The sequence below is a fragment of the Acidovorax sp. YS12 genome (assembly GCA_021496925.1).
In the GTDB taxonomy this organism is placed as follows: Bacteria; Pseudomonadota; Gammaproteobacteria; order Burkholderiales; family Burkholderiaceae_C; genus Paenacidovorax.
In genome coordinates, this window is sequence record CP053915.1 from 1162754 (window position 1) to 1182649 (window position 19896).

Here is a 19896-nt window from a genome sequence, read left to right on the forward strand (position 1 = left end):
AAAATAAAGCTACCACTGGCCCCGGTTCGGTTGGCGCTGCCGGACGGCAGCCGCCAGTTGCTGCGCCAGGTCCTTGCGCCCGGCCCGCAGGGCAAAGTCCGCGGCCGCCAGGCCCAGCTGGTTCTTGATGGCAGGGTCCGCCCCCTCCTCCAGCAGCAACTGCGCGCTGGCGCGCGTGCCGTACTGCGCCGCCAGCATCAGCGGCGTGCTGCCATTGGGCGAGCCGGCGTCGATGTAGGCATGGTGCTCCAGCAGCAGCGCCAGCATCGCGGGCTGCTGGTCGCCGGTGCCGGATGCGGCGTAGTGCAGCGGCGTCCAGCCGGTCTTGTTCACATCGGCGTCCCTGGCGACCAGCGCGCGGGCCAGATCCAGGTGGCCTTTGATGGCCGCCAGCATCAGCGCGCTTTCCCCTTGCGGGTTGGGCTGGTCCACCTTAAGGCCAGGCGCCTGAAGCAAGGCACCGAAGGCCTTGAACGATTCCAGCTGCAGCGCCAGGACCAGGGCCGGCACGCCCTTGGCGTCCACCGTGTTGGGGTCGAACCCTCGGCGCAGCAGCGCCGTGATGGCCCCGGCATCGTCGCGCCGGATGGCGGTGAAGAAATCGTCGTACGAGCCCGCCCAGGCCAGGCCCCACGCGCCCCAGCCCAGCGCCGAGGCGGCCAGCAGGCGGCGGCGCATCATGCCCGCACCCCGGCGAACAGGGCCTCGAAATTGCGGCTGGTCGCCTCGGCCACGGCCTGCACGCCGATGCCGCGCACGGTCGCGATCTGCTGCGCCACATAGGACACGTAGGCCGGCGTGTTCGTCTTGCCGCGGTAGGGGACCGGCGCGAGGTACGGGCTGTCGGTCTCGATCAGCATGCGGTCCATGGGGACGAAGGCGGCCACGTCGCGCAGCTCCTGTGCGCTCTTGAACGTGACGATGCCCGAGAACGAGATGTAGTAGCCCAGGTCCAGCGCCGCGCGCGCCACGGCCATCGACTCGGTGAAGCAATGGAACACGCCGCCGGCACGGTTGCCCGCGCCGTCCTCGCCCTCTTCGCGCAGGATGGCCAGCGTGTCTTCGGATGCGCTGCGGGTGTGGATCACCAGCGGCTTGCCCACGGCCCGGGCGGCGCGGATGTGCGTGCGAAAGCGCGCGCGCTGCCACTCCAGGTCGGCGATGCTGCGGCCGCCCTTGCGGTCTTCCATGCCGTAGTAGTCCAGCCCGGTCTCGCCGATGGCCACCACGCGCGGCAAGGCGGCATGCGCGCGCAAATCCTGCTCGGTGGGTTCGGTCACGCCCTCGTTGTCAGGATGCACGCCCACGGAACACCAGAAATTGTCGTGCGCCAGGGCCAGCGCATGCACCTGCGCGAACTCTTCCATCGTGGTGCAGATGCACAGCGCCCGATCCACCTGCGCCTGCTGCATGGCCTGGCGGATGGCGGGAAGCTGGCTGGCCAGCTCGGGGAACGTGAGGTGACAGTGCGAATCGGTGAACATAGGCTGGAAAACGGCCATGCCGGCCCACGGGCCGGCATGCGAGTAGGCAAAAAAGCTCAGAGCGTTTGCGTCGATCGGTCCGAACCCAGGGCCGTGCCCAGGATTTCCTCGATCTTGAGCCTGAGCTGGCGCGACTTCTCGTCCTTCGGGAAATGGATGCCCACGCCCTGGGTGCGGTTGCCGCCAGCGCGCGCGGGCGTGACCCAGGCCACGCGGCCCGCCACGGGGTAGCGCTGGGTGTCGTCGGGCAGCGTAAGCAGCACGTACACGTCATCCCCCAGGCGGTATTCGCGGTTGGTGGGCACGAAGATGCCGCCCTCGGCAAAGAAAGGAATGTAGGCCGCATACAGGGCCGCCTTTTCCTTGATGGCCAGCTGCATGACGCTGGGACGCGGCGCTGTGGAGGGAGTGCTCATGGGCTCGTGGGGCTCTCTTCAATGGCGTGAGTGTAGTGTCTGGCGCGCCTGTGCCACAAGCGCCTCCAGCATCAGGCCGGTGTTGAACGGATGCTCGGCCGTGCGCGCCGCGCGCGTCAGCGCCTGGGCCCAGCGCGCCAGCGCCAGCAAGGGCGGCGGCGGCGGCAGGTCGGCCGTGGCGAAGTAGCGCGGCGCAGCCCCGCACGCGCTGGCCTGCAGGTCGTGGCAGAGCTTTTGCAGGGTGTTGATGGCCTGGGCCGGGGTGTAGTCGGCCAGCGCCGCCACCTCGCCACGCGCCAGCGCCTTGGGCAGTTGCGCCCAGGCCGCGGGGCTGCGCCCGGCCTGGGCCTGCGCCAGCGCGTCCTGCGCGCGGCCGCCGGCGGCGCGCAACTGCGCCTGCGCCACCTCGGGCGCCAGGCCTTGGGCCTGCAGCCACTGCAGCGCCTGCGCCTCGGCCGGCCAATGCAGCGTGTGGCCCAGGCAGCGGCTGCGGATGGTGGGCAGCAGCAGGTGCGCGGCCTCGCTGGCGAGCACGAAGCGCGTGTCGCCCGGCGGCTCCTCCAGCGTCTTGAGCAGCGCGTTGGCCGTGATGGTGTTCATCTGCTCGGCCGGATAGACCAGCACCGCCTTGCCCCGGCCGCGCGCCGAGGTGCGCTGGCAGAACTCCACCGCGTCGCGCATGGCCTCCACGCGGATCTCGCGGCTGGGCTTGCGCTTCTTGTCGTCGATCTCGGCCTGGGCCTTCTCGGGCAGCGGCCAGCCCTGCGCCAGCATCACGGTCTCGGGCATGAGCACGCACAGGTCGGCGTGGGTGTGCACCGCCACGGCGTGGCAACTGCCGCACTGGCCGCAGGCGCCCTGGGGCGTGGGCGCGTCGCACAGCCAGGCGCGCGCCAGCTCCAGCGCCAGCGTGAACTGGCCCAGGCCCGAAGGGCCCTGCAGCAGCCAGGCGTGGCCGCGCTGGGCCAGGAGCTGGTCGCGCTGCGCGGCGATCCAGGGGGCGATGGCGCTCATGGCGCGGCCTCCTCCAGCCAGCCGCGCTGGCGCAGCGCGGCGAACACCTGCTGCTGCACCTGCGCCAGCGGCTGCGCACCGTCGATGCGCACGAAGCGCTGCGGCGCAGCAGCGGCGCGCTCGGCATAGCCCTGGGCCACGCGCTGGAAAAAGGCCTGCGGCTCGGCCTCGAAACGGTCGGGCGCGCGCGCGGCGGCCAGGCGCCGGGCGGCCACGTCCACCGGCACGTCGAACCACACCGTGGCATCGGGCTCACGCATCAAATCGGGGTCTGGGGAAAGCCCAGTCTGCGCCATATGCTCCAGAATCAATAGCACCGCCTGATCGAACCCGCGCCCTGCGCCCTGGTAGGCGAAGGTGGCGTCGGTGAAGCGGTCGCACAGTACCACCTCGCCACGCGCCAGTGCGGGCTCGATCACCTGCACCAGGTGGTCGCGCCGCGCGGCGAACACCAGCAGGGCCTCGGTCAGCGCGTCCATGGCGTCGTGCAGCAGCAGCGCGCGCAGCTTCTCGGCCAGCGGCGTGCCGCCGGGCTCGCGCGTGCGCGTGACACGGCGGCCCTGCGCCTCGAAGGCACGGGCCAGCGCCTCGATGTGCGAGCTCTTGCCCGCGCCGTCGATGCCCTCGAAGGTGATGAACAGCCCTGGCTCCATATCAGTTCTCCATGGCGCTGCGCGCCACCCACGGCCCATGAAACCGGCGCGCCCCAAGCGCGGGCAGCCGCGCAAGGGCCGCCCCGCCGCGCTGGCTGCGTCCCCCTCCCATAGCGCGAAGCGCGTAGAGAGAGGGGGAAGGCGCGAAGCGCCTCAGGGGGTGTTTCATTTCTGCCCTCGTTGGTAGCGGTTGACCGCGCGGTTGTGCTCGTCCAGCGTGGCGCTGAAATGGCTGGAGCCATCGCCCTTGGCGACGAAGTACAGCGCGCGCGTCTCCTGCGGCTGCACGGCGGCCAGCAGCGCCGCCTTGCCCGGCATGGCGATGGGCGTGGGCGGCAGGCCGGGGCGGGTGTAGGTGTTCCAGGGGTGGTCGGTCTGCAGGTCGCGCTTGCGCAGGTTGCCGTCGAACTTCTCGCCCAGGCCGTAGATGACCGTGGGGTCGGTCTGCAGCAACATGCCCACGCGCAGGCGGTTGGCGAAGACGCCGGCGATGTGCGCGCGGTCGCTGGCCAGGCCAGTTTCCTTTTCCACGATGCTGGCGAGGATCAGCGCCTCGTCCGCGCTCTTGAGCGGCGTATCGCTGGCGCGCTGGGCCCAGGCGGCCTCCAGGCGACGGTCCATGGCGTGCAGGGCGCGGCGCAGCAGCGCCAGCTCGCTGCTGCCCTTGGCGTAAGTGTAGGTGTCGGGGAAGAAGCGGCCCTCGGGGGCCACGCCGGGGCGGCCCAGCCTGTCCATCAGCTGCGCATCGTCCAGCACCGTGGCGTCATGGCGCAGGCCCTCGTCGCGCGCCAGCGCGGCGCGCACCTGGCGGAAGTTCCAGCCCTCGACCAGCGTCAGCGCGCGCAGGGTTTCCTCGCCGCGCGCGAGCTTCTGCAGCAGGCCCTGGGGCGTGGTGCCTGCAGGAATTTCGTAGTTGCCGGCCTTGATGCGCCGGTCCTGTCCCGATACGCGGAACCAGCCGTAGAGCAGGCGCGCGTCGGTACGCACCCCGGCGGCCACCACGGCGCGGGCCACGCCGCGCGGGGTGGTGCCGGGCTCGATCTCCAGCTCCAGCGCCTGGGCGCCGCCCAGATCCAGGGGCTGGTGCAGCCACCAGGCCGCGCCGCCGCCCAGTGCGCCCGCAATCAACAGCAATAAAACCAGTAAGCGACGCACAACCCCAGCGCACAGAATGAATAGAGCCGGGGATGATAATCGCTCGCCATGACCCAGCTTCTCAACGGAATTGCCCCCCTGCCCCACCTGGGCGTGATCCGCGTGGAAGGCGCGGACGCCGCGTCGTTCCTGCAAGGCCAGCTCACCCAGGATTTCGCCCTGCTGCAGGACCACCAGGCGCGCCTGGCGGCCTACTTGTCGCCCAAGGGGCGCATGCTGGCCAGCTTCATCGCCTTCCAGCGCAGCGGCACCGAGCTGCTGCTGGTGTGCAGCCGCGACCTGCTGCCCGCGGCGCTCAAGCGCCTGTCCATGTTCGTGCTGCGCGCCAAGGCGCGGCTGACGGATGCTTCGGCCGATTTCCAGTGCTGGGGCCTGGCCGGGGACGCTCTGCTTTCCATAGCTGGCAGCGCTTTGCCCGCCTGGTCAAAAGCCGATTTTGGCCCTGCAAGCGTGGTGCACCTCTACCCGGCGGAAGGCCAGCCGCGCGCGCTGCTCGTGGCCCCGGCCGACGCCCCCGCGCCCGCCGGCCCGGCACTGGCGCCCGGCCTGTGGGACTGGAGCGAGGTGCGCAGCGGCGTGGCCACGCTCACCGCCCCGGTGGTGGATGCGTTCGTGCCGCAGATGCTGAACTACGAATCCATCGGCGGCGTGAACTTCAAGAAAGGCTGCTACCCCGGCCAGGAGGTGGTGGCGCGCAGCCAGTTCCGCGGCACGCTCAAGCGCCGCACCTACCTGGCGCACGCTCCCTCGGCGCTGGCCGTGGGCGCCGAGGTGTTCGCGCCCGGCGATGCCGAGCAGCCCGTGGGCACCGTGGTGCAGGCCGCCGCCGCGCCGGGCGGCGGGGTGGATGCGCTGGTGGCGCTGCAGGTCGCGGCGGCCGGCGGCGCGCTGCACGCGGGCGGCGTGCCGCTCACGCTGCTGCCGCTGCCCTATGCGCTGCTGGCGGACATCTGAGTTTCTCCGTCATAGCTGCCCGCGCAGCGTCAGCCCCACGCTGCGCGGCTCGCCAAAGATGTTGCCCCCGGCCGTATTGCCCACCGCGCTGAAGTAGCGTTTGTCGAACAGGTTGTTGATGTTGAGCGCCAGCGTCAGGCTCTTTGACAGCCGGTGCTCGACGAACAGGTTCCAGACCGCGCGGCCGGGCTCGGTGAACCGGTAAGCCACTGCGGGCCCATCGAAGGCGCCCGCGCCGTCGCGCCCGCCGGTGGGGTTCCAGGTGCCGACGGTGCCGCTCTTGAAGAAGCTGGACTGCGCCCGCACGCCGCCGCCCACCGTCCAGCCCGCCAGGCTGCCCCACAGGTCGTAGCGCGACGCAAGCTTGAAGATGTGCTTGGGCGTGTAGCTGGCATAGCGCGTGCCGTCGCTGGCGCCGTAGGAGGTCTCGTTGTCGTCGTAGGTGTAGCCGGCATTGACCTGCCAGCCCTGCGCCAGCTTGCCGCTGACTTCCGCTTCGATGCCCTGGGCCAGGAAGCGGCCGTCGCCGCTGTAGCAGCAGCTGCGGCCGGGCACGTCGAAGCCACTGGAATCGCTGACCCGCACCGCGAAGTTGTCGCGCCGCGAACGATAGACCGTGAGGTTGGTCTGCAACAGCCCGTCCCAGTGCTCGCCCTTCACGCCCAGCTCGAAGCTGCGGCCCGTGGTGGGCGACAGCGGGCGGCCGGACTCGGTGTAGTAGTTGCTCTGGTCCTCGAAGCTCCTGGCGACGGTGAAGTACGCCGACCAGTGCGGCGACAGCTCGTAGGCCAGCGCGTAGAACGGTATGAAGTTGCCGCTGCTCTGGTTGGTGGCGATGTAGGGCTGGCCGTCGCTGTCCCAGGTCGAGCCGCCGGGGCGCTGGATGCGGATGCGCGAATAGCGGCCGCCCAGCGTGGTGCTCCAGCCCCGGCCCAGCTCGAAGCGCGCGTTGGCGTATGCGCCCTGCTCGCGCGTGCGGCTGGCCATCGTGCCGTCGAACGCGCCGCGCGCATTGCGGGGCAGCAGCGCATCGGGGTTCACCGTGCGCCAGTCGTTGATGTCCACGCGCCCGGCGGTGCCATAGTAGAGATCCGTCACGTTGTCTGAATCGCGGTGGTCAGCGCCAGCGATCAGGCGGTGGCGCCGGCCCAGCAGGTCGAACTGGCCAGTGACGTAGCCGTCAATGGCCGTCACCTTGTGCTCCCCCTCGGCCCAGGTGCCCTCATAAAGATACGAGCCCGTACCCGTGCGCGGATTCACCGCGCCGTTGTACGAAGAGACGTTGGTGCGCAGCGACGATGCCGTGCGTGACGCGTTCAGGTGCCCGATCCACGACGCCCCGAAGTCGTGGCGCAGGCTGGCGAATGCATTGGTCGAGTGTGCATCGGTGAAGGACCACCGGGTGTACCCCAGCCCGCGCGGCACCGGCAGCGGCTCGCCCGTGGCATAGCGCGGCAGATGCGGTGCGCCGTCGCGGCCGGAGCCCTCGTTGCGGTCGTGGCTCATGCCCACGGTGAGCTCGGTGCGCTCCCCCAGGTCGGCGGCCAGGGTGCCGTAGAGCGTGGAGAGCTGCCGATCGGCACCGCCAAAAAAATACTGGCGGTCGTTGTAGGCCGCGACGAGTCGGCCCCGCAGGTTGCCCATCTCCGCGATCTTGCCGGTCACGTCCACCTCGCCCTGGTAGTTGTTCCAGGAGCCCGCCGACACGCGGTACTTCAGGTGCGGCTCGGCCAGCGGCTTCTTGCGCACCAGATTCATCGCGCCCGAGGGCTGCCCGCTGCCCGAGAAGACGGCATCCGGGCCGCGCAGCAGCTGCACGTTGTCGTACTTGGCCATGCCAGTGTTGCTCGACGTGTCGTAGTCGTTCCAGACGGACGAGGGCGAGCCGTCCACCAGGATGCTGGTCACCTTGAACCCGCGGGTGTAGTAGCTCGACGCCATGTAGCCCGTCGTGGACGGCGCCAGCGTCACGCCCGGCAGTTGCTCCACGGCCGCGTCCAGCGTCGTGATCTGCTGGTCGTCGAGTTGCTGGCGCGTGAGCACGGACACCGAGCGGGGCACGTCGCGTAGCGCGACCTGGCCCTTGCCCACCGCCTGCGCCGCGTAGGAGCCCGAGCCCTCGGTGCGATCCACGTTCTCGGCGGCGGCTGTCACCTTCACCTCGGCCAGCGTGGCGCCGGCGGTGGCGGCGGCTGCCGTGCCGACCACGGTGTAGCCCCCGCCCTCCCCCGTCTGCCGCGCCACGAGGCCCGAGCTGGCCAGCAGGCGCTGTAGCGCCTGCGCCACCGTGAGCCGGCCCCGCACGGCCGGCGCCGCCCAGCCCTCGGTGAGCGCGGTGGAAAAGACGATACGCGCGCCAGACTGGCGGGCCAATGCCGTCAAGGCACGATCCAATGGCTGGGCCGGTATGTCGATCTCAGCGGCGGCGGCGGCCTGCGCCTGGGGCGGCGGTAACGCCTCCTGGGCACTGGCGGGGATGGCTGCGCAGGCGGCGAACGCGCCGAATGCCGCAAATGCGATATGCGCCCCGGGATGGCGCTGGCGGCCCGGCGTATGGGCATGGATTTCTGGGTGCATGGATTCCCTCGTTGGCATGGATGTGGAAACAGGTTCGCGCCGGAGCGCGTTCATGCCGTTGGCGTGCGAGGGATCGCGAAGGTGATGTCGGTTACATATCTTTACCTTCGCCAGCGACCCGCCGGCGTGCGCCGATGTGCACCGCGCCGTCCGCTGCGCGGCGCACGCGCACGGGCAGGGCTTGCGGCAGCGCATCAATGAGCGCCTCTACGCCCTGCACGTCGTAGTCGCCCGAGAGGCGCAGCGCCGCCAGCGCAGGGTCGTCGGCAAGCGTCACGGGCGCGCCCCGGTAGCGCTGGATCTGACGCACCGCATCGGCCAGCGGCGTGCCGTCAAAGGCCATGCGTCCCTGCTGCCAGGCAGTGGCCTCTTGCGGCACCCGGCCCTGGCCCGCCTCCAGGGCGTCCGGCCGCACGAACTGGCCGGCGTGCAGCACCAGGGCCGTGCGGCCGCGCGTGACCTCGACCGCGCCCTCGGTCACGATGACCTGCGCGCCGGCCCCTTCGCGGCGCACGTCGAAGGCAGTGCCGATGTCGCGCACGCGGGTGTCGCCCGCCTCCACGACGAAGGACCGCCAGCCGTGCGCGGCCACGAAGGCCGCTGCGCCGGCTTCGAGCACGAAGCGGCGCGACGCCAGCCGGATCTCCACCTGCACCGTGCTTGCCGTGTCGAGCTGAATGCGGCTGCCGTCGTGCATCTCCCAGCGCGCCTGTTGACCAATGGCGGTCTGCAGCGTCTCGGTGCGCAGCACCGGGTCGGCCCACCAGGCGCCTGCCACCAAGGCCACCAGCACGGCGGGCAGGGCTGCGCGGGCGGCGGCCTTGCGGCGCGCGTGCTGGCGCTCGGTCTGCGCGCGCGCTTCGCGCAGCAATTCCTCGCGCGACGGCACCAGGCCACGCAAGGCGTCCAGGTGCGCGGCGGGCGGGTACGTGGTCGGCCTGGGCGGCGGCGGTTGTTGTTTTCCGCTGTCCATCACACGCCGCCCGCGCTGCGGTACAAGGCGCGCGCGGGCGCCCAGCGGAGCGCGACGTCGCGCAGGGCCCGCGCGGCATGGTGGCTGACCATGCTGCGGGTCACGCCGATGGCCTCAGCGATCTCCTGGTGGCCCATGCCATGCACGCAATGCAGCAGGAAGACCTGGCGCGCGCGTGGCGGCATAGCCTCCACAATGCGCGCCAGCGCCTGCACCTCGCGCTTGAATGCGAGCGCGGCTTCGCCATCCCCCCCGGCCGCGAAGGCTTCGGGCGGCTCGGCCCGGCTTTCGATCAGCGCCGCGCGAACATCGTCATGGCGGCAGAAATCGATGGCTTGGTGCAGCACCGCGCGCCGCAAGTACGCCAGCGGCGTGTGCACGTCGGCGGCATGCGGCGCTTCAAGCACCCGCACGCACACGGCATGGACGGCATCGTGCGCGCAGTCCCTGCCCGCGAACCGCTGCCGCACGTAGCTGACCAGTTCGTCGTAGTGCAGCGCCAGCGCGGCGACCAGAGGAGAAGCCAGGGAGGAAGACACGGCAAATCAGAATAATATGAACGAGAAACATTCTTATTATTGACAATATTGCTTCGCTCTCCATCGGGCCTCATGGCACGGCGCACACCCGTGCCATCCAGAAAATCAAGGCAAAAGTGGCACCAGCGCTACTCCGGCAAGCGCCAGCAGCTATGATTTTTGCGTTGGCACAACGCAGCCCGCGTCAGCCCGTCCACTCCGCCACCCCAGCATGCCCACCATCTTCCAAGGCGCCGGCGTCCTGTTCGCCATCGTCGCCGTTTTCGGCGTCATCAACCTCAAGTACCTCAAGCGGCTCGGCCTGCCTGACACCCTGGGCATCACCCTGACAGGCCTGGTGGCCTGCCTGGCCGTCTCGCTGATCGGCCTGACGCGCCCGGAGATGTCGGCCTACGCGCAGAAACTCGTCACCCAGATCAACTTCAGCGAAGTGGTGTTCCACGGCCTGCTGAGCTTCCTGCTGTTCGCCAGCGCGCTGCACGTCGATTTCTCGCGCCTGCGCGAGCACAAGGTGGCCATCATTTCGCTCTCGACGCTGGGGGTGCTGATCTCCACCGCAGTGGTCGGCGTGGGCATGTACTACGCCACGGCGGCACTGGGCCACCCCATCCCGCTGCTGTGGTGCCTGGTGTTCGGCGCGCTGATCTCGCCGACCGACCCCATCGCCGTGCTGGCGGTGCTCAAGAGCGCGGGCGCCCCGCCCTCGCTGGAGGCCAAGATCGCCAGCGAGGCGCTGCTGAACGACGGCACGGCCATGGTGACCTTCCTGACCCTGGTCGGGCTGGCGACGGGCGCCTCGGAGTTCTCGGCCGCGCACGTCGGCACCCTGCTGCTGCGCGAGGTCGCCGGCGCGCTGGTGTTCGGCGTGGCCGCGGGCTATGCGGCCTGCTGGCTGCTCAGCGACATCGACAGCTATCCGGTGGAAATCCTCATCACGCTGGCGCTGGCCACGGGCGGCTACAGCCTGGCCGAGTACTTGCACGTCTCGGCGCCGCTGGCCGTGGTGGCCATGGGCCTGGTGGTGGGCAACCACGGGGCGGCCAGGCACATGTCGGACAAGACCCGGGAGCACCTGTTTAGCTTCTGGGGCCTGCTCGACGAACTGCTCAACCTGGTCCTGTTCGGGCTCATCGGCCTGGAGGTGATCGCGCTGGCCTTCGACTTTTCGGGCCTGTGGGTCGGCCTCGTCGCCATCCCGGTGGTGCTGCTGGCGCGCGGCGTCAGCGTGGCCCTGCCGATGGCGGCGCTGCGGCGCTTCCGCCAGGTCAGCCCGCACGCGGTCAAGATCATGACCTGGGGCGGCCTGCGCGGCGGCATCTCGATCGCGCTGGCCCTGTCGCTGCCGGAATTCCAGGGGCGCGACCTGGTCATCGGCGTGACCTACGTGGTCGTGGTCTTCAGCCTGCTGGTGCAGGCCACCACGCTGGGCCGCCTGGTGCGCCGCTACGCGCAGCCCGATGCCTGACAACGCCAGGATTTTGATCAAATTAGCCGCTAGGCCTTACCCAGTAAGCGCCAGAAGCTATCAAAAGCATAGTCAACCCAGCCTGCGGTGCATGGCGATGTGGGTGATGCCCGCTTCCTCGAAGCGCTCGCCCTGCGGCGCGAAGCCGGCGCGGCGGTAGAAGCCCTCGGCGCTGCACTGCGCGTGCAGCGTGACCTCGCGGTCGCCGCGCGCCTGGGCGGCCTGCACCAGGCCGTCGAGCACCATGCGGCCCCAGCGCTGGCCGCGCACAGTGCGGTCCACGGCCATGCGGCCGATACGTGCCAGCCCGGGGCCGTCGTGCAGCAGGCGCCCGGTGGCCATGGGCATGCCCAGGCGGTTGTAGGCCACGGCGTGCAGCGCCGTGGCGTCCTGCCCGTCGATCTCCAGCGCGGGGTCGATGCCCTGCTCGCGCACGAACACCTCCACGCGCAGCTGCGTGGCGTCGCGCCCCAGCGTGGCCCAGTCGCCCACGCGCAGCTCGACCATCTCGCCGCCCGCCTCGAAGTGCCCGACCATGGCGCGCAGCGCGGGCGGCACGGGGCGCTTGGTCTGCGTCGCCGGGTCGGCGAAGACGTAGAGCAGCTCCACCGACACCAGCAGGCGTTCGCCCGCGAAGATGCCGGCCTCGAACGCCATGGAGCTGTCGCCGATGCGCACGCAGCGCATGCCCACGTCGAGCCAGTCGTCCAGGCGCGCCGAGGCGTGGTACTCCACGCTGGCTTTCTTCAGGTAGACCTCGCCGCCGAGCTGGCGCATGCCCGCCTCGTAGGGCAGCGCCAGCGCGCGCCAGTACTCGGTCATGGCGCAGTCGGCATAGGTCAGGTAGTGGGCGTTGAAGACGATTTTCTGGATGTCCACCTCGGCCCAGCGCACGCGCAGGCGGTGGAAGCAGCGGAAGTCCTGGTAGGTCATGGCCATGTGTCAATCCGTTTGGAAGGCGCGGCGCAGGGCCTGCGCGGCGTCGTGGTGGGCCTGGCGCGCCTCGGGAATGGCGCGGCCCATCTTGATGAATTCGTGCGTCACGCCGCGGTAGAGCTCCAGATCGACCGGCACGCCGGCGGCGCGCAGCTTGTCGGCGTACAGAATGCCTTCGTCCACCAGCGGGTCGCACTCGGCCAGGCCAAGCCAGGCCGGGGCCACGCCGTCCACGTCGCTGGCGTTGAGCGGCGCGAAGCGCCAGTCGGCGCGCTCCTCGCGCAGCGCCACGTAATGGCCGAAGAACCAGTCGATGGCCGTCGCATCCAGCACCAGGCCGCGCGCGAAGGCGCTGTGCGAGGGCGTGTCCTGGTACGCCGTGGTGCCGGGGTAGAACAGCAGTTGCAGCGCCAGCGGCAGGCCCGCGTCGCGCGCCAGGATGGCGTTCACAGCCGAGAGCGTGCCGCCCGCGCTGTCGCCGCCCACGGCCAGGCGCGCCGGGTCGGCGCCCAGGTGCGCGCCATGGCGCGCGAGCCACTGCAGCGCGTCCCAGGCGTCGTTGCTGGCGGTGGGAAAGCGGTGCTCGGGCGCCAGCCGGTAGTCCAGCGACACCACCATGCAGCCCGCCAGCCGCGCCAGTTCGCGGCACAGCACGTCGTGCGTGGCGATGCTGCCGATGGTGAAGCCGCCGCCGTGCAGGTACAGCAGCAGCGGCAGCGGCGCGCCCTCGGTGGGCGCATACAGGCGCGCCGGCAGCGCATGGCCGTCGCGCGCGGGGATGTGCAGGTCTTCCACGCGCGCCAGCGCGGCCTTGGGCAGCTCCAGCACGCCGGCGCCGGCCTCGTAGGCGGCGCGCGCCTGCGCCACGGGCAGGGTGTGCAGCGGCGGGCGCGCGGCGCGCTCCATGGCCTGGAGCACGGCGCGCATCTGCGGGGTGAGGCGGTGGGAGGAAACGGGGGCGGTCACGGGCGGCTCAGCGAAAGCCCGCCATCATGCCGGAAGAACGCGCACAACACGCCCACGGCCGCCCCGCCGCCTGTCACTTGAACGTCACCCGCACCGGCTGCGCGCCCGGCAGCCCCTCGTAGGTGGCCGTGACCGTGAGGCCCGGCTTGGGCGGCAGCAGCGGCGAGAACGAACCCAGGCTGACCAGGTCGCCCGGCTGCAGCGCGATGCCCTCCTGCCGCAGCGCCTGCGCCAGCCACACCACGGCGTTCAGCGGGTGCTCCAGGATGTCGCTGCCCTTGCCCCGGCCCAGCACGGCGCCCTGCGCGTCGGCCAGGGTCACCTGCATGCCCTGCAGCGCGTCCAGCAGCGCATAGCGCTCGGCGCGCAGCGCCGGCACGGCCAGGGGCTGGCCCGCCACGCCCAGGCGCGCGCCCACGTTGATGGCGCTCACCCCGGCGCCATTGAGCTTGGGCGGCGCCTGCACCAGCAGGTCGGGCAGCTCGATGAAGGGAATCACCTGGTCAATGGCCTCCAGCACCTCCATGGGCGTGCGCGCCTGGTTGACGGCCGCGCTTTTCACGCGCACCAGCATGTCGGCCTCGAACAGCGGGCGCGCGCCGAACGCGGCGTCGATGGTGGCGCCGCTCGGCTGCACCATGCCTTCGTAGAGCGTGCCCCAGACCGGCTTGTCGGTGCCGAAGCGCTTTTGCACCGCCGGGTTGGTCAGCCCCGCCTTGTAGCCCACCACCTTGCCCAGGCGCGGGGCGATCCGGGCGTTGAACTTGGCGCGCGTGCAGGCACCGTCGGCATCGCTCAGGCCCTCGGGGTTGGCCGCCGGCGTGCGGGCCAGGTAGTGCGCCGCCAGGTCGTCCGCCTGGGCGTCGCTCAGGCATTCGGCCTGCACGCCTGTCGCGCAGGCGACGCCCAGCAGCAGGGTGATGAGGGTTTGCTTTGTATGCATATTTGTCTCCTGGGCATAAAGTTCGCGGCCATCCTATCCGCAACCCTTGGCACCGCACACCATGGCTTTCATCAACTACGTCACCCAGATCCAGTTTGAATTCGGCGCCGTGCGCCTGCTCGCGCAGGAGTGCGCGCGCGTGGGCATCGCGCGCCCGCTCGTCGTCACGGACCCCGGCGTGAAGGCCGCCGGTGTGCTGCAAAAAGCCCTGGATGCCCTGGCCGGGCTGCCCGTGGCCGTGTTCGACCAGACCCCGCCCAACCCCACCGAGGCCGCCGTGCGCGCCGCCGCCGCGCTCTACCAGGCGCAGGGCTGCGACGGCCTGGTGGCCGTGGGCGGCGGCTCGGCCATCGACTGCGCCAAGGGCGTGGCGATCGCCGTGGCGCACGAAGGCCCCCTGACGCACTACGCCACCATCGAGGGCGGCTCGCCGCGCATCACTACAGCAGCAGCGCCGCTGATCGCCGTGCCCACCACCAGCGGCACGGGCAGCGAGGTGGCGCGCGGCGCCATCATCATCGTGGAGGACCACCGCAAGCTCGGCTTCCACTCGTGGAACCTGGTGCCCAAGGCCGCCATCTGCGACCCCGAGCTGACGCTGGGCCTGCCGCCCCTGCTGACGGCCGCCACGGGCATGGACGCCATCGCGCACTGCATGGAGACCTTCATGTCGGCCGCGTTCAACCCGCCGGCCGACGGCATCGCGCTCGACGGGCTGGCGCGCGGCTGGGCGCACATCGAGGCTGCCACGAAGAACGGCGGCGACCGCGAGGCGCGCCTGAACATGATGAGCGCCAGCATGCAGGGCGCCATGGCGTTCCAGAAGGGCCTGGGCGCCGTGCACAGCCTGAGCCACAGCCTGGGCGGCGTGAACCCGCGCCTGCACCACGGCACGCTGAACGCCATGTTCCTGCCCGCCGTGGTGCGCTTCAACGCCGGCGCCGAATCGGTGCGGAAGGACAAGCGCCTGGAGCGCATGGCCCACGCCATGGGCCTGGCCGCAGCCGGCGACATCCCCGACGCCATCCGCGCCATGAATGCCCGCCTGGGCCTGCCCACGGGCCTGGCCGCCATGGGCGTGACGCCGGACCTGTTCGACGGCGTGATCAAGGGCGCGCTGGCCGACCACTGCCACCAAACCAACCCGCGCGTCGCCACGCCCGAGGAATACCGCGAGATGCTGCACGCCTCGCTGTAGCCGGGACTTCTTTTTTGATAGCTGCCAGCGCTTTCTGGCAAAGGGCTGGAGGCCTATTTCCCTCGAAATCGAGGGAACGGGCCGTCACACATAGTCGCCCGCGTCCGGCCGCGCCGTCCAGTCGATCGGGTCCTGCTGCAGCACCATGTCGATGTCCAGCCCCAGCGCCAGCCCGACCTCGCCCGGAAAGGACACGGCCAGCTCCTTCTCGCCCCAGCCGACCTCGCGCGCGCGGGCGCGCCAGGCCGCCAGGTGCAGCACCCCGGCCAGCGGCTCGTACACGTCGTTGTCGAAGGGCGCGCTGAGGTAGCGCAGCGCATCCACCACCACCTCGGGCAACTGCCAGCGGCGCGCCATGGCGGCGCTGACCTGGGCGTAGCAGTAGCCGAAGATGCGCTGCTCGATCTTGGCGCGGCGCGGGTCGAACGGCGGCACCAGCGTGTCCACCGACTGCGCCTTGTCGGTATCCGCCAGGTGCAGCACGATCTCGCCCAGGCCATGCAGCAGGCCGGCGGTGTAGGCGGCGATCTGGTTGTGGTGCACGAAGCCCGCGAGCGAGCGCGCCATCTTGGCGGTGTTCAGGCTGTAGCGCCAGAACTGCTGCAGGTTCACGCCCGGCACCGTGCGCGAGGCCGCGCCCAGCGGCGCCGCCGCCACCAGCGCGCGCAGCTGCGCCGTGCCCAGCAGGGCCAGCGCCTCGGGCACGCCGACGATCTGCCGCGGCGCCTGGAAGGCGGCCGAGTTGGCCTGCTCCAGCAGGCGCGCGGACAGGCCCGGATCGATGCCGAAGAGCTGGTTGACCCGCCGCAGATTGGGCTCCGCCGGGGCCAGCGCATTCATCAGCAGCGCCACCGTGCGCGGCATGCAGGGCAAGGCGACGGGGGTCGCCAGCAGGGCGTTGATCTCCATGGAAGGCCTGAGTGGGGGTGCCCGCGATTATGTACCGCAGGCACCTTTTGTTACCGCTCAGCGCCCGCGCTGTTGCAGCTTGGCGAATGCCGAGGCCATGGCGCCCTGCGGCGCGGGCTCGTTCGTGCGGCGCTGCGGCGCGGCGTAGCCGCGGCCCGCGCCCTCGAAGCGGTTGTCGCGCGGCCCGTCGCGGCGCGCGGGGGTGGCGTCGAGCCGCATGGTCAGGCTGATGCGCTTGCGCGCCGCGTCCACCTCCAGCACCTTCACCTTGACGATCTGCCCGGTCTTGACCACCTCGCGCGCGTCGCTCACGAACTTGTTGGCCAACTGGCTCACGTGCACCAGCCCGTCCTGGTGCACGCCCAGGTCGACGAAGGCGCCGAACTGCGCCACGTTGCTCACCGTGCCCTCCAGCACCATGCCTTCCTTGAGGTCGGCGATGTCTTCCACGCCCTCGTTGAAGCGCGCCACCTTGAAGTCGGGGCGCGGGTCGCGGCCGGGCTTTTCCAGCTCGGCCAGGATGTCCTTCACCGTGATGGGGCCGAATTTCTCGCTGGCGAACAGCTCGGGGCGCAGGGTCTTGAGCATGTCGGCGCGGCCCATCAGCTCGGCCACGGGCTTGCCGGTCTTCTCGATGATCTGCTGCACCACGGGGTAGGTCTCGGGGTGCACGCCGGTCATGTCCAGCGGGTTCTCGCCGTCGCGGATGCGCAGGAAGCCCGCTGCCTGCTCGAAGGTCTTGGCGCCCAGGCCGCTGACTTCCATGAGCTGCTTGCGGCTCCTGAACGCGCCGTTGGACTCGCGCCAGCGCACCACCGACTTGGCCACGCTGCCCGACAGGCCCGACACGCGCGACAGCAGCGGCACGCTGGCGGTGTTCAGGTCGACGCCGACGGAGTTCACGCAATCCTCGACCACGGCGTCCAGCGTGCGCGCCAGCTCGCTCTGGTTCACGTCGTGCTGGTACTGGCCCACGCCAATGCTCTTGGGCTCGATCTTCACCAGCTCGGCCAGCGGGTCCTGCAGGCGGCGCGCGATGCTGGCGGCGCCGCGCAGGCTCACGTCCACGTCGGGCATTTCCTGCGAGGCGTATTCGCTGGCGCTGTAGACCGAGGCGCCGGCCTCGCTCACCACTATCTTTTCAATAGCTGGCAGCGCTTGCCCCGTAGGGTCCGAGGCCTGTTTTTGCATCAATTTGATGAGGTCGGCGGCGAGCTTGTCGGTCTCGCGGCTGGCCGTGCCGTTGCCGATGGCGATGAGCTGCACGCCATGCTTCATGCACAGTCGGCCCAGCACGGCCAGGCTGCCGCCCCAGTCGCGGCGCGGCTCGTGCGGGTAGACGGTGGCGGTCTCCACCAGCTTGCCGGTGCGGTCCACCACGGCCACCTTGACGCCGGTGCGGATGCCCGGATCCAGCCCCATCACGGCGCGCGGGCCGGCGGGCGCGGCCAGCAGCAGGTCGCGCAGGTTGTCGGCGAAGACCTTGATGGCCACCTTCTCGGCCTCTTCGCGCAGGCGCGAGAACAGGTCGCGCTCGGTCGAGAGGCTGAGCTTCACGCGCCAGGTCCAGGCCACGCACTTGCGCAGCAGGTCGTCGCTCTTGCGGCCCGCGTGGCTCCAGCCCAGGTGCAGGGCGATGCGGCCTTCGGCGATGCTGGGCTGGCCCGGCTCGGGCTCCACGGGCAGCACCAGCTTGGCTTCCAGAATCTCCAGCGCGCGGCCGCGGAACACAGCCAGCGCACGGTGCGAGGGCACGCGGCCAATCGGTTCGTCGTACTCGAAGTAGTCGCGGAACTTGGCCACCTCGGGGTCGTTCTCGTTCTTGCCCTCGACCTTCTTGGAGCGCAGCAGCCCCTCGGCCCACAGCCATTCGCGCAGCGACTGCACCAGCACGGCGTCCTCGGCCCAGCGCTCGGAGAGGATGTCGCGCACGCCGTCGAGCACGGCGAAGGTGGTCGAGAAATCCGGCCCCGGCTTGCCGTCGTCGAGCGTGGTGGCGGGCTGGCAGAAGGCCTGTGCCTCGGCGTGCGGATCCAGCGCCGGATCGGCCAGCAGCTTGTCGGCCAGCGGCTCGATGCCGAATTCGCGCGCGATCTGGCCCTTGGTGCGGCGCTTCTGCTTGAAGGGCAGGTAGATGTCCTCCAGCTCCTGCTTGGTCGGCGCGGCGGCGATCTGCGCGCGCAGGGCATCGGTCAGCTTGCCCTGCTCGTCGATCGCCTTGAGCACGCTCACGCGGCGCTCTTCCAGCTCGCGCAGGTAGGCCAGGCGCGCCTCCAGCTCGCGCAGCTGCACATCGTCCAGGCCGCCGGTCACCTCCTTGCGGTAGCGCGCGATGAAGGGCACGGTGGCCCCGCCGTCGAGCAGCTCCACGGCGGAGCGCACCTGGGATTCGGTAATCTTGATTTCTGCGGCCAACTGCCGGACGATTTGCTGCATGTGCCTTGCGGGACTCGGGAAAATGCGAAGCGCGGGAGTTTGCCATAGCGCGGCGGATGCCCCCGGCCCCAAGGCCCGCCAGGCGGCCACGCCCACAATCGATGACCTTTTTGATGCAGGACGACCTCTTCGGCGCCACGCCGCCCCAGCCCACCGCCCCCGCCCAGACCCGCGCCCAAGCCCCCGCGCGCCGTGCCGGCATCCAGCCCGTGGCATGGGACGACGCCCTGCACGCGCTGGCCCGCCGCCTGCCGCCGCTGCTGCGCCTGGGCACTTCGTCGTGGAGCTATCCCGGCTGGCAGGGCCTGGTGTGGGAAGGCGCGCATTCCGAGCCCACGCTGGCCAAGAAGGGGCTGCCCGTGTACGCCCAGCACCCGCTGCTGCGCACCGTGAGCATCGACCGCAGCTTCTACCGCCCCTTGAGCGCCAGCGACTACCTGCGCTACGCGGAGCAGGTGCCGGCGGATTTCCGCTTCGTCGTCAAGGCGCCCAGCCTCGTCACCGACGCCCTGGTGCGCAGCGAGGACGGCCAGGGGCGCGCGCCCAACCCGGCCTTTCTCGACCCGCAGCTGGCCGCGCAGGAGTTCGTGGCGCCCGCGCTCGAAGGACTGGGCGCGCGCACCGGCGCGCTGGTGTTCCAGCTCAGCCCCCTGCCCTGGCAGCAGCTCGAGCGCCTGCCCGCGGTGCTGGAGCGCCTGCGCGCCATGCTGCAGGCCCAGCCGCCGCTCTCCGCCCCCGACGCCGTGCTGGCCGTGGAGGTGCGCGACCCCGCCTGGCTGGCGCCCGAGCACCTGCCGCACTTCGCCGACGTGCTGCGCGAGAGCGGCGCCACCTACTGCCTGGGCCTGCACGCACGCATGCCGCCGCTGCAGGCGCAACTGCCCTTGCTGCGCCGGCTCTGGCCCGGCCCGCTGGTGTGCCGCTGGAACCTGCACCCGGCCAACGGCCCGCACGGCTACGAGGACGCGCAAAAGCGCTACGCCCCCTACGACCGCATCCACGACCCCGAGCCGCAACTGCTGGCCGAACTGGCGCGGGTGATCGCCGGCACCACGGGGCGCGGCCAGCGCGCCTACGTGACCATCAGCAACCACGCCGAGGGCTGCGCGCCGCTGACCGCAAGGCGCCTGGCCGAGCAGGTCGTGGCATGCCTGGATTGACGCTCCTGGATTGATAGCTGCAAGCGCTTTTCCGCCAAGGCCAGAAAGCCTTTCTGGCATGAAACAGGCACCGCGTTAACCAGCATCGCCGAGGCCGGTGCAATGGGCGACAATCGAC

Annotated in this window: 18 protein-coding genes; 4 read left to right on the top strand and 14 right to left on the bottom strand. The window is 70.8% G+C overall.

Going from position 1 to position 19896, the window contains the following annotated elements:
• Positions 1-9 precede the first annotated feature (9 nt).
• The 6 genes from YS110_05290 to mltG form a co-directional block, all read right to left on the bottom strand.
• Positions 10-681 carry an ankyrin repeat domain-containing protein gene (locus YS110_05290; GenBank protein UJB64212.1) on the bottom strand — a complete coding sequence of 224 codons (672 nt, stop codon included), beginning with the start codon at positions 679-681 and terminating at the stop codon, positions 10-12.
• On the bottom strand, positions 678-1484 hold the full coding sequence (locus YS110_05295; protein ID UJB64213.1) for a TatD family hydrolase: 807 nt from the start codon (positions 1482-1484) through the stop codon (positions 678-680). Before YS110_05295 ends, YS110_05290 begins: the two co-directional genes overlap by 4 nt.
• A gap of 56 nt (positions 1485-1540) precedes the next feature.
• On the bottom strand, positions 1541-1900 hold the full coding sequence (locus tag YS110_05300; GenBank protein UJB64214.1) for a PilZ domain-containing protein: 360 nt from the start codon (positions 1898-1900) through the stop codon (positions 1541-1543).
• An 18-nt stretch (positions 1901-1918) separates the two neighbouring features.
• Positions 1919-2914, bottom strand: a complete 996-nt coding sequence (locus YS110_05305; protein UJB64215.1) for a DNA polymerase III subunit delta' — start codon at positions 2912-2914, stop codon at positions 1919-1921.
• On the bottom strand, positions 2911-3567 hold the full coding sequence (locus YS110_05310) for a dTMP kinase (GenBank protein UJB64216.1): 657 nt from the start codon (positions 3565-3567) through the stop codon (positions 2911-2913). Before YS110_05310 ends, YS110_05305 begins: the two co-directional genes overlap by 4 nt.
• A 165-nt stretch (positions 3568-3732) precedes the next feature.
• Positions 3733-4710, bottom strand: a complete 978-nt coding sequence (gene mltG / locus YS110_05315) for an endolytic transglycosylase MltG (GenBank protein ID UJB67357.1) — start codon at positions 4708-4710, stop codon at positions 3733-3735.
• A gap of 60 nt (positions 4711-4770) precedes the next feature.
• Between mltG and YS110_05320 the strand changes: the two genes are divergently transcribed.
• Positions 4771-5676 carry a folate-binding protein YgfZ gene (locus YS110_05320; protein UJB64217.1) on the top strand — a complete coding sequence of 302 codons (906 nt, stop codon included), beginning with the start codon at positions 4771-4773 and terminating at the stop codon, positions 5674-5676.
• 9 nt (positions 5677-5685) lie between these two features.
• On the opposite strand, the gene YS110_05325 is transcribed toward YS110_05320, so the two are convergent.
• From YS110_05325 to YS110_05335, 3 genes are all read right to left on the bottom strand, one after another.
• Entirely contained in the window at positions 5686-8253 is a 2568-nt protein-coding gene (locus YS110_05325; GenBank protein ID UJB64218.1) for a TonB-dependent siderophore receptor, read from the bottom strand.
• Between the two features lie 91 nt (positions 8254-8344).
• Positions 8345-9226: a FecR domain-containing protein gene (locus YS110_05330; GenBank protein UJB64219.1), complete on the bottom strand. Its 882-nt coding sequence runs from the start codon at positions 9224-9226 to the stop codon at positions 8345-8347.
• Positions 9226-9765: an RNA polymerase sigma factor gene (locus YS110_05335; GenBank protein ID UJB64220.1), complete on the bottom strand. Its 540-nt coding sequence runs from the start codon at positions 9763-9765 to the stop codon at positions 9226-9228. The genes YS110_05330 and YS110_05335 overlap by 1 nt, the downstream gene beginning before the upstream one ends.
• 211 nt (positions 9766-9976) lie before the next feature.
• Here YS110_05335 and YS110_05340 point away from each other — a divergent pair, with 211 nt between their 5' ends.
• Positions 9977-11230: a sodium:proton antiporter gene (locus YS110_05340; protein UJB64221.1), complete on the top strand. Its 1254-nt coding sequence runs from the start codon at positions 9977-9979 to the stop codon at positions 11228-11230.
• Positions 11231-11302: 72 nt separating this feature from the next.
• Here YS110_05340 and YS110_05345 read toward each other — a convergent pair whose 3' ends face one another.
• From YS110_05345 to YS110_05355, 3 genes are all read right to left on the bottom strand, one after another.
• Positions 11303-12163, bottom strand: a complete 861-nt coding sequence (locus YS110_05345; GenBank protein UJB67358.1) for a YbgC/FadM family acyl-CoA thioesterase — start codon at positions 12161-12163, stop codon at positions 11303-11305.
• 9 nt (positions 12164-12172) lie between these two features.
• The gene (locus YS110_05350; protein UJB67359.1) at positions 12173-13093 is read right to left on the bottom strand and encodes an alpha/beta hydrolase; all 921 of its coding nucleotides are present in this window, start codon (positions 13091-13093) and stop codon (positions 12173-12175) included.
• A 112-nt stretch (positions 13094-13205) separates the two neighbouring features.
• Entirely contained in the window at positions 13206-14075 is an 870-nt protein-coding gene (locus tag YS110_05355; GenBank protein UJB64222.1) for a fumarylacetoacetate hydrolase, read from the bottom strand.
• Positions 14076-14136: 61 nt separating this feature from the next.
• Here YS110_05355 and YS110_05360 point away from each other — a divergent pair, with 61 nt between their 5' ends.
• Entirely contained in the window at positions 14137-15273 is a 1137-nt protein-coding gene (locus tag YS110_05360) for an iron-containing alcohol dehydrogenase (GenBank protein ID UJB64223.1), read from the top strand.
• A gap of 84 nt (positions 15274-15357) precedes the next feature.
• Here the strand turns inward: YS110_05360 and YS110_05365 are convergent, their stop codons facing one another.
• Positions 15358-16182 carry an HDOD domain-containing protein gene (locus YS110_05365; protein UJB64224.1) on the bottom strand — a complete coding sequence of 275 codons (825 nt, stop codon included), beginning with the start codon at positions 16180-16182 and terminating at the stop codon, positions 15358-15360.
• 57 nt (positions 16183-16239) lie between these two features.
• Complete coding sequence (locus tag YS110_05370) at positions 16240-18618, bottom strand: RNA-binding transcriptional accessory protein (GenBank protein ID UJB64225.1); 2379 nt, start codon at positions 18616-18618, stop codon at positions 16240-16242.
• 113 nt (positions 18619-18731) lie between these two features.
• Here YS110_05370 and YS110_05375 point away from each other — a divergent pair, with 113 nt between their 5' ends.
• Positions 18732-19778, top strand: a complete 1047-nt coding sequence (locus tag YS110_05375) for a DUF72 domain-containing protein (GenBank protein ID UJB67360.1) — start codon at positions 18732-18734, stop codon at positions 19776-19778.
• Positions 19779-19896: the final 118 nt, after the last annotated feature.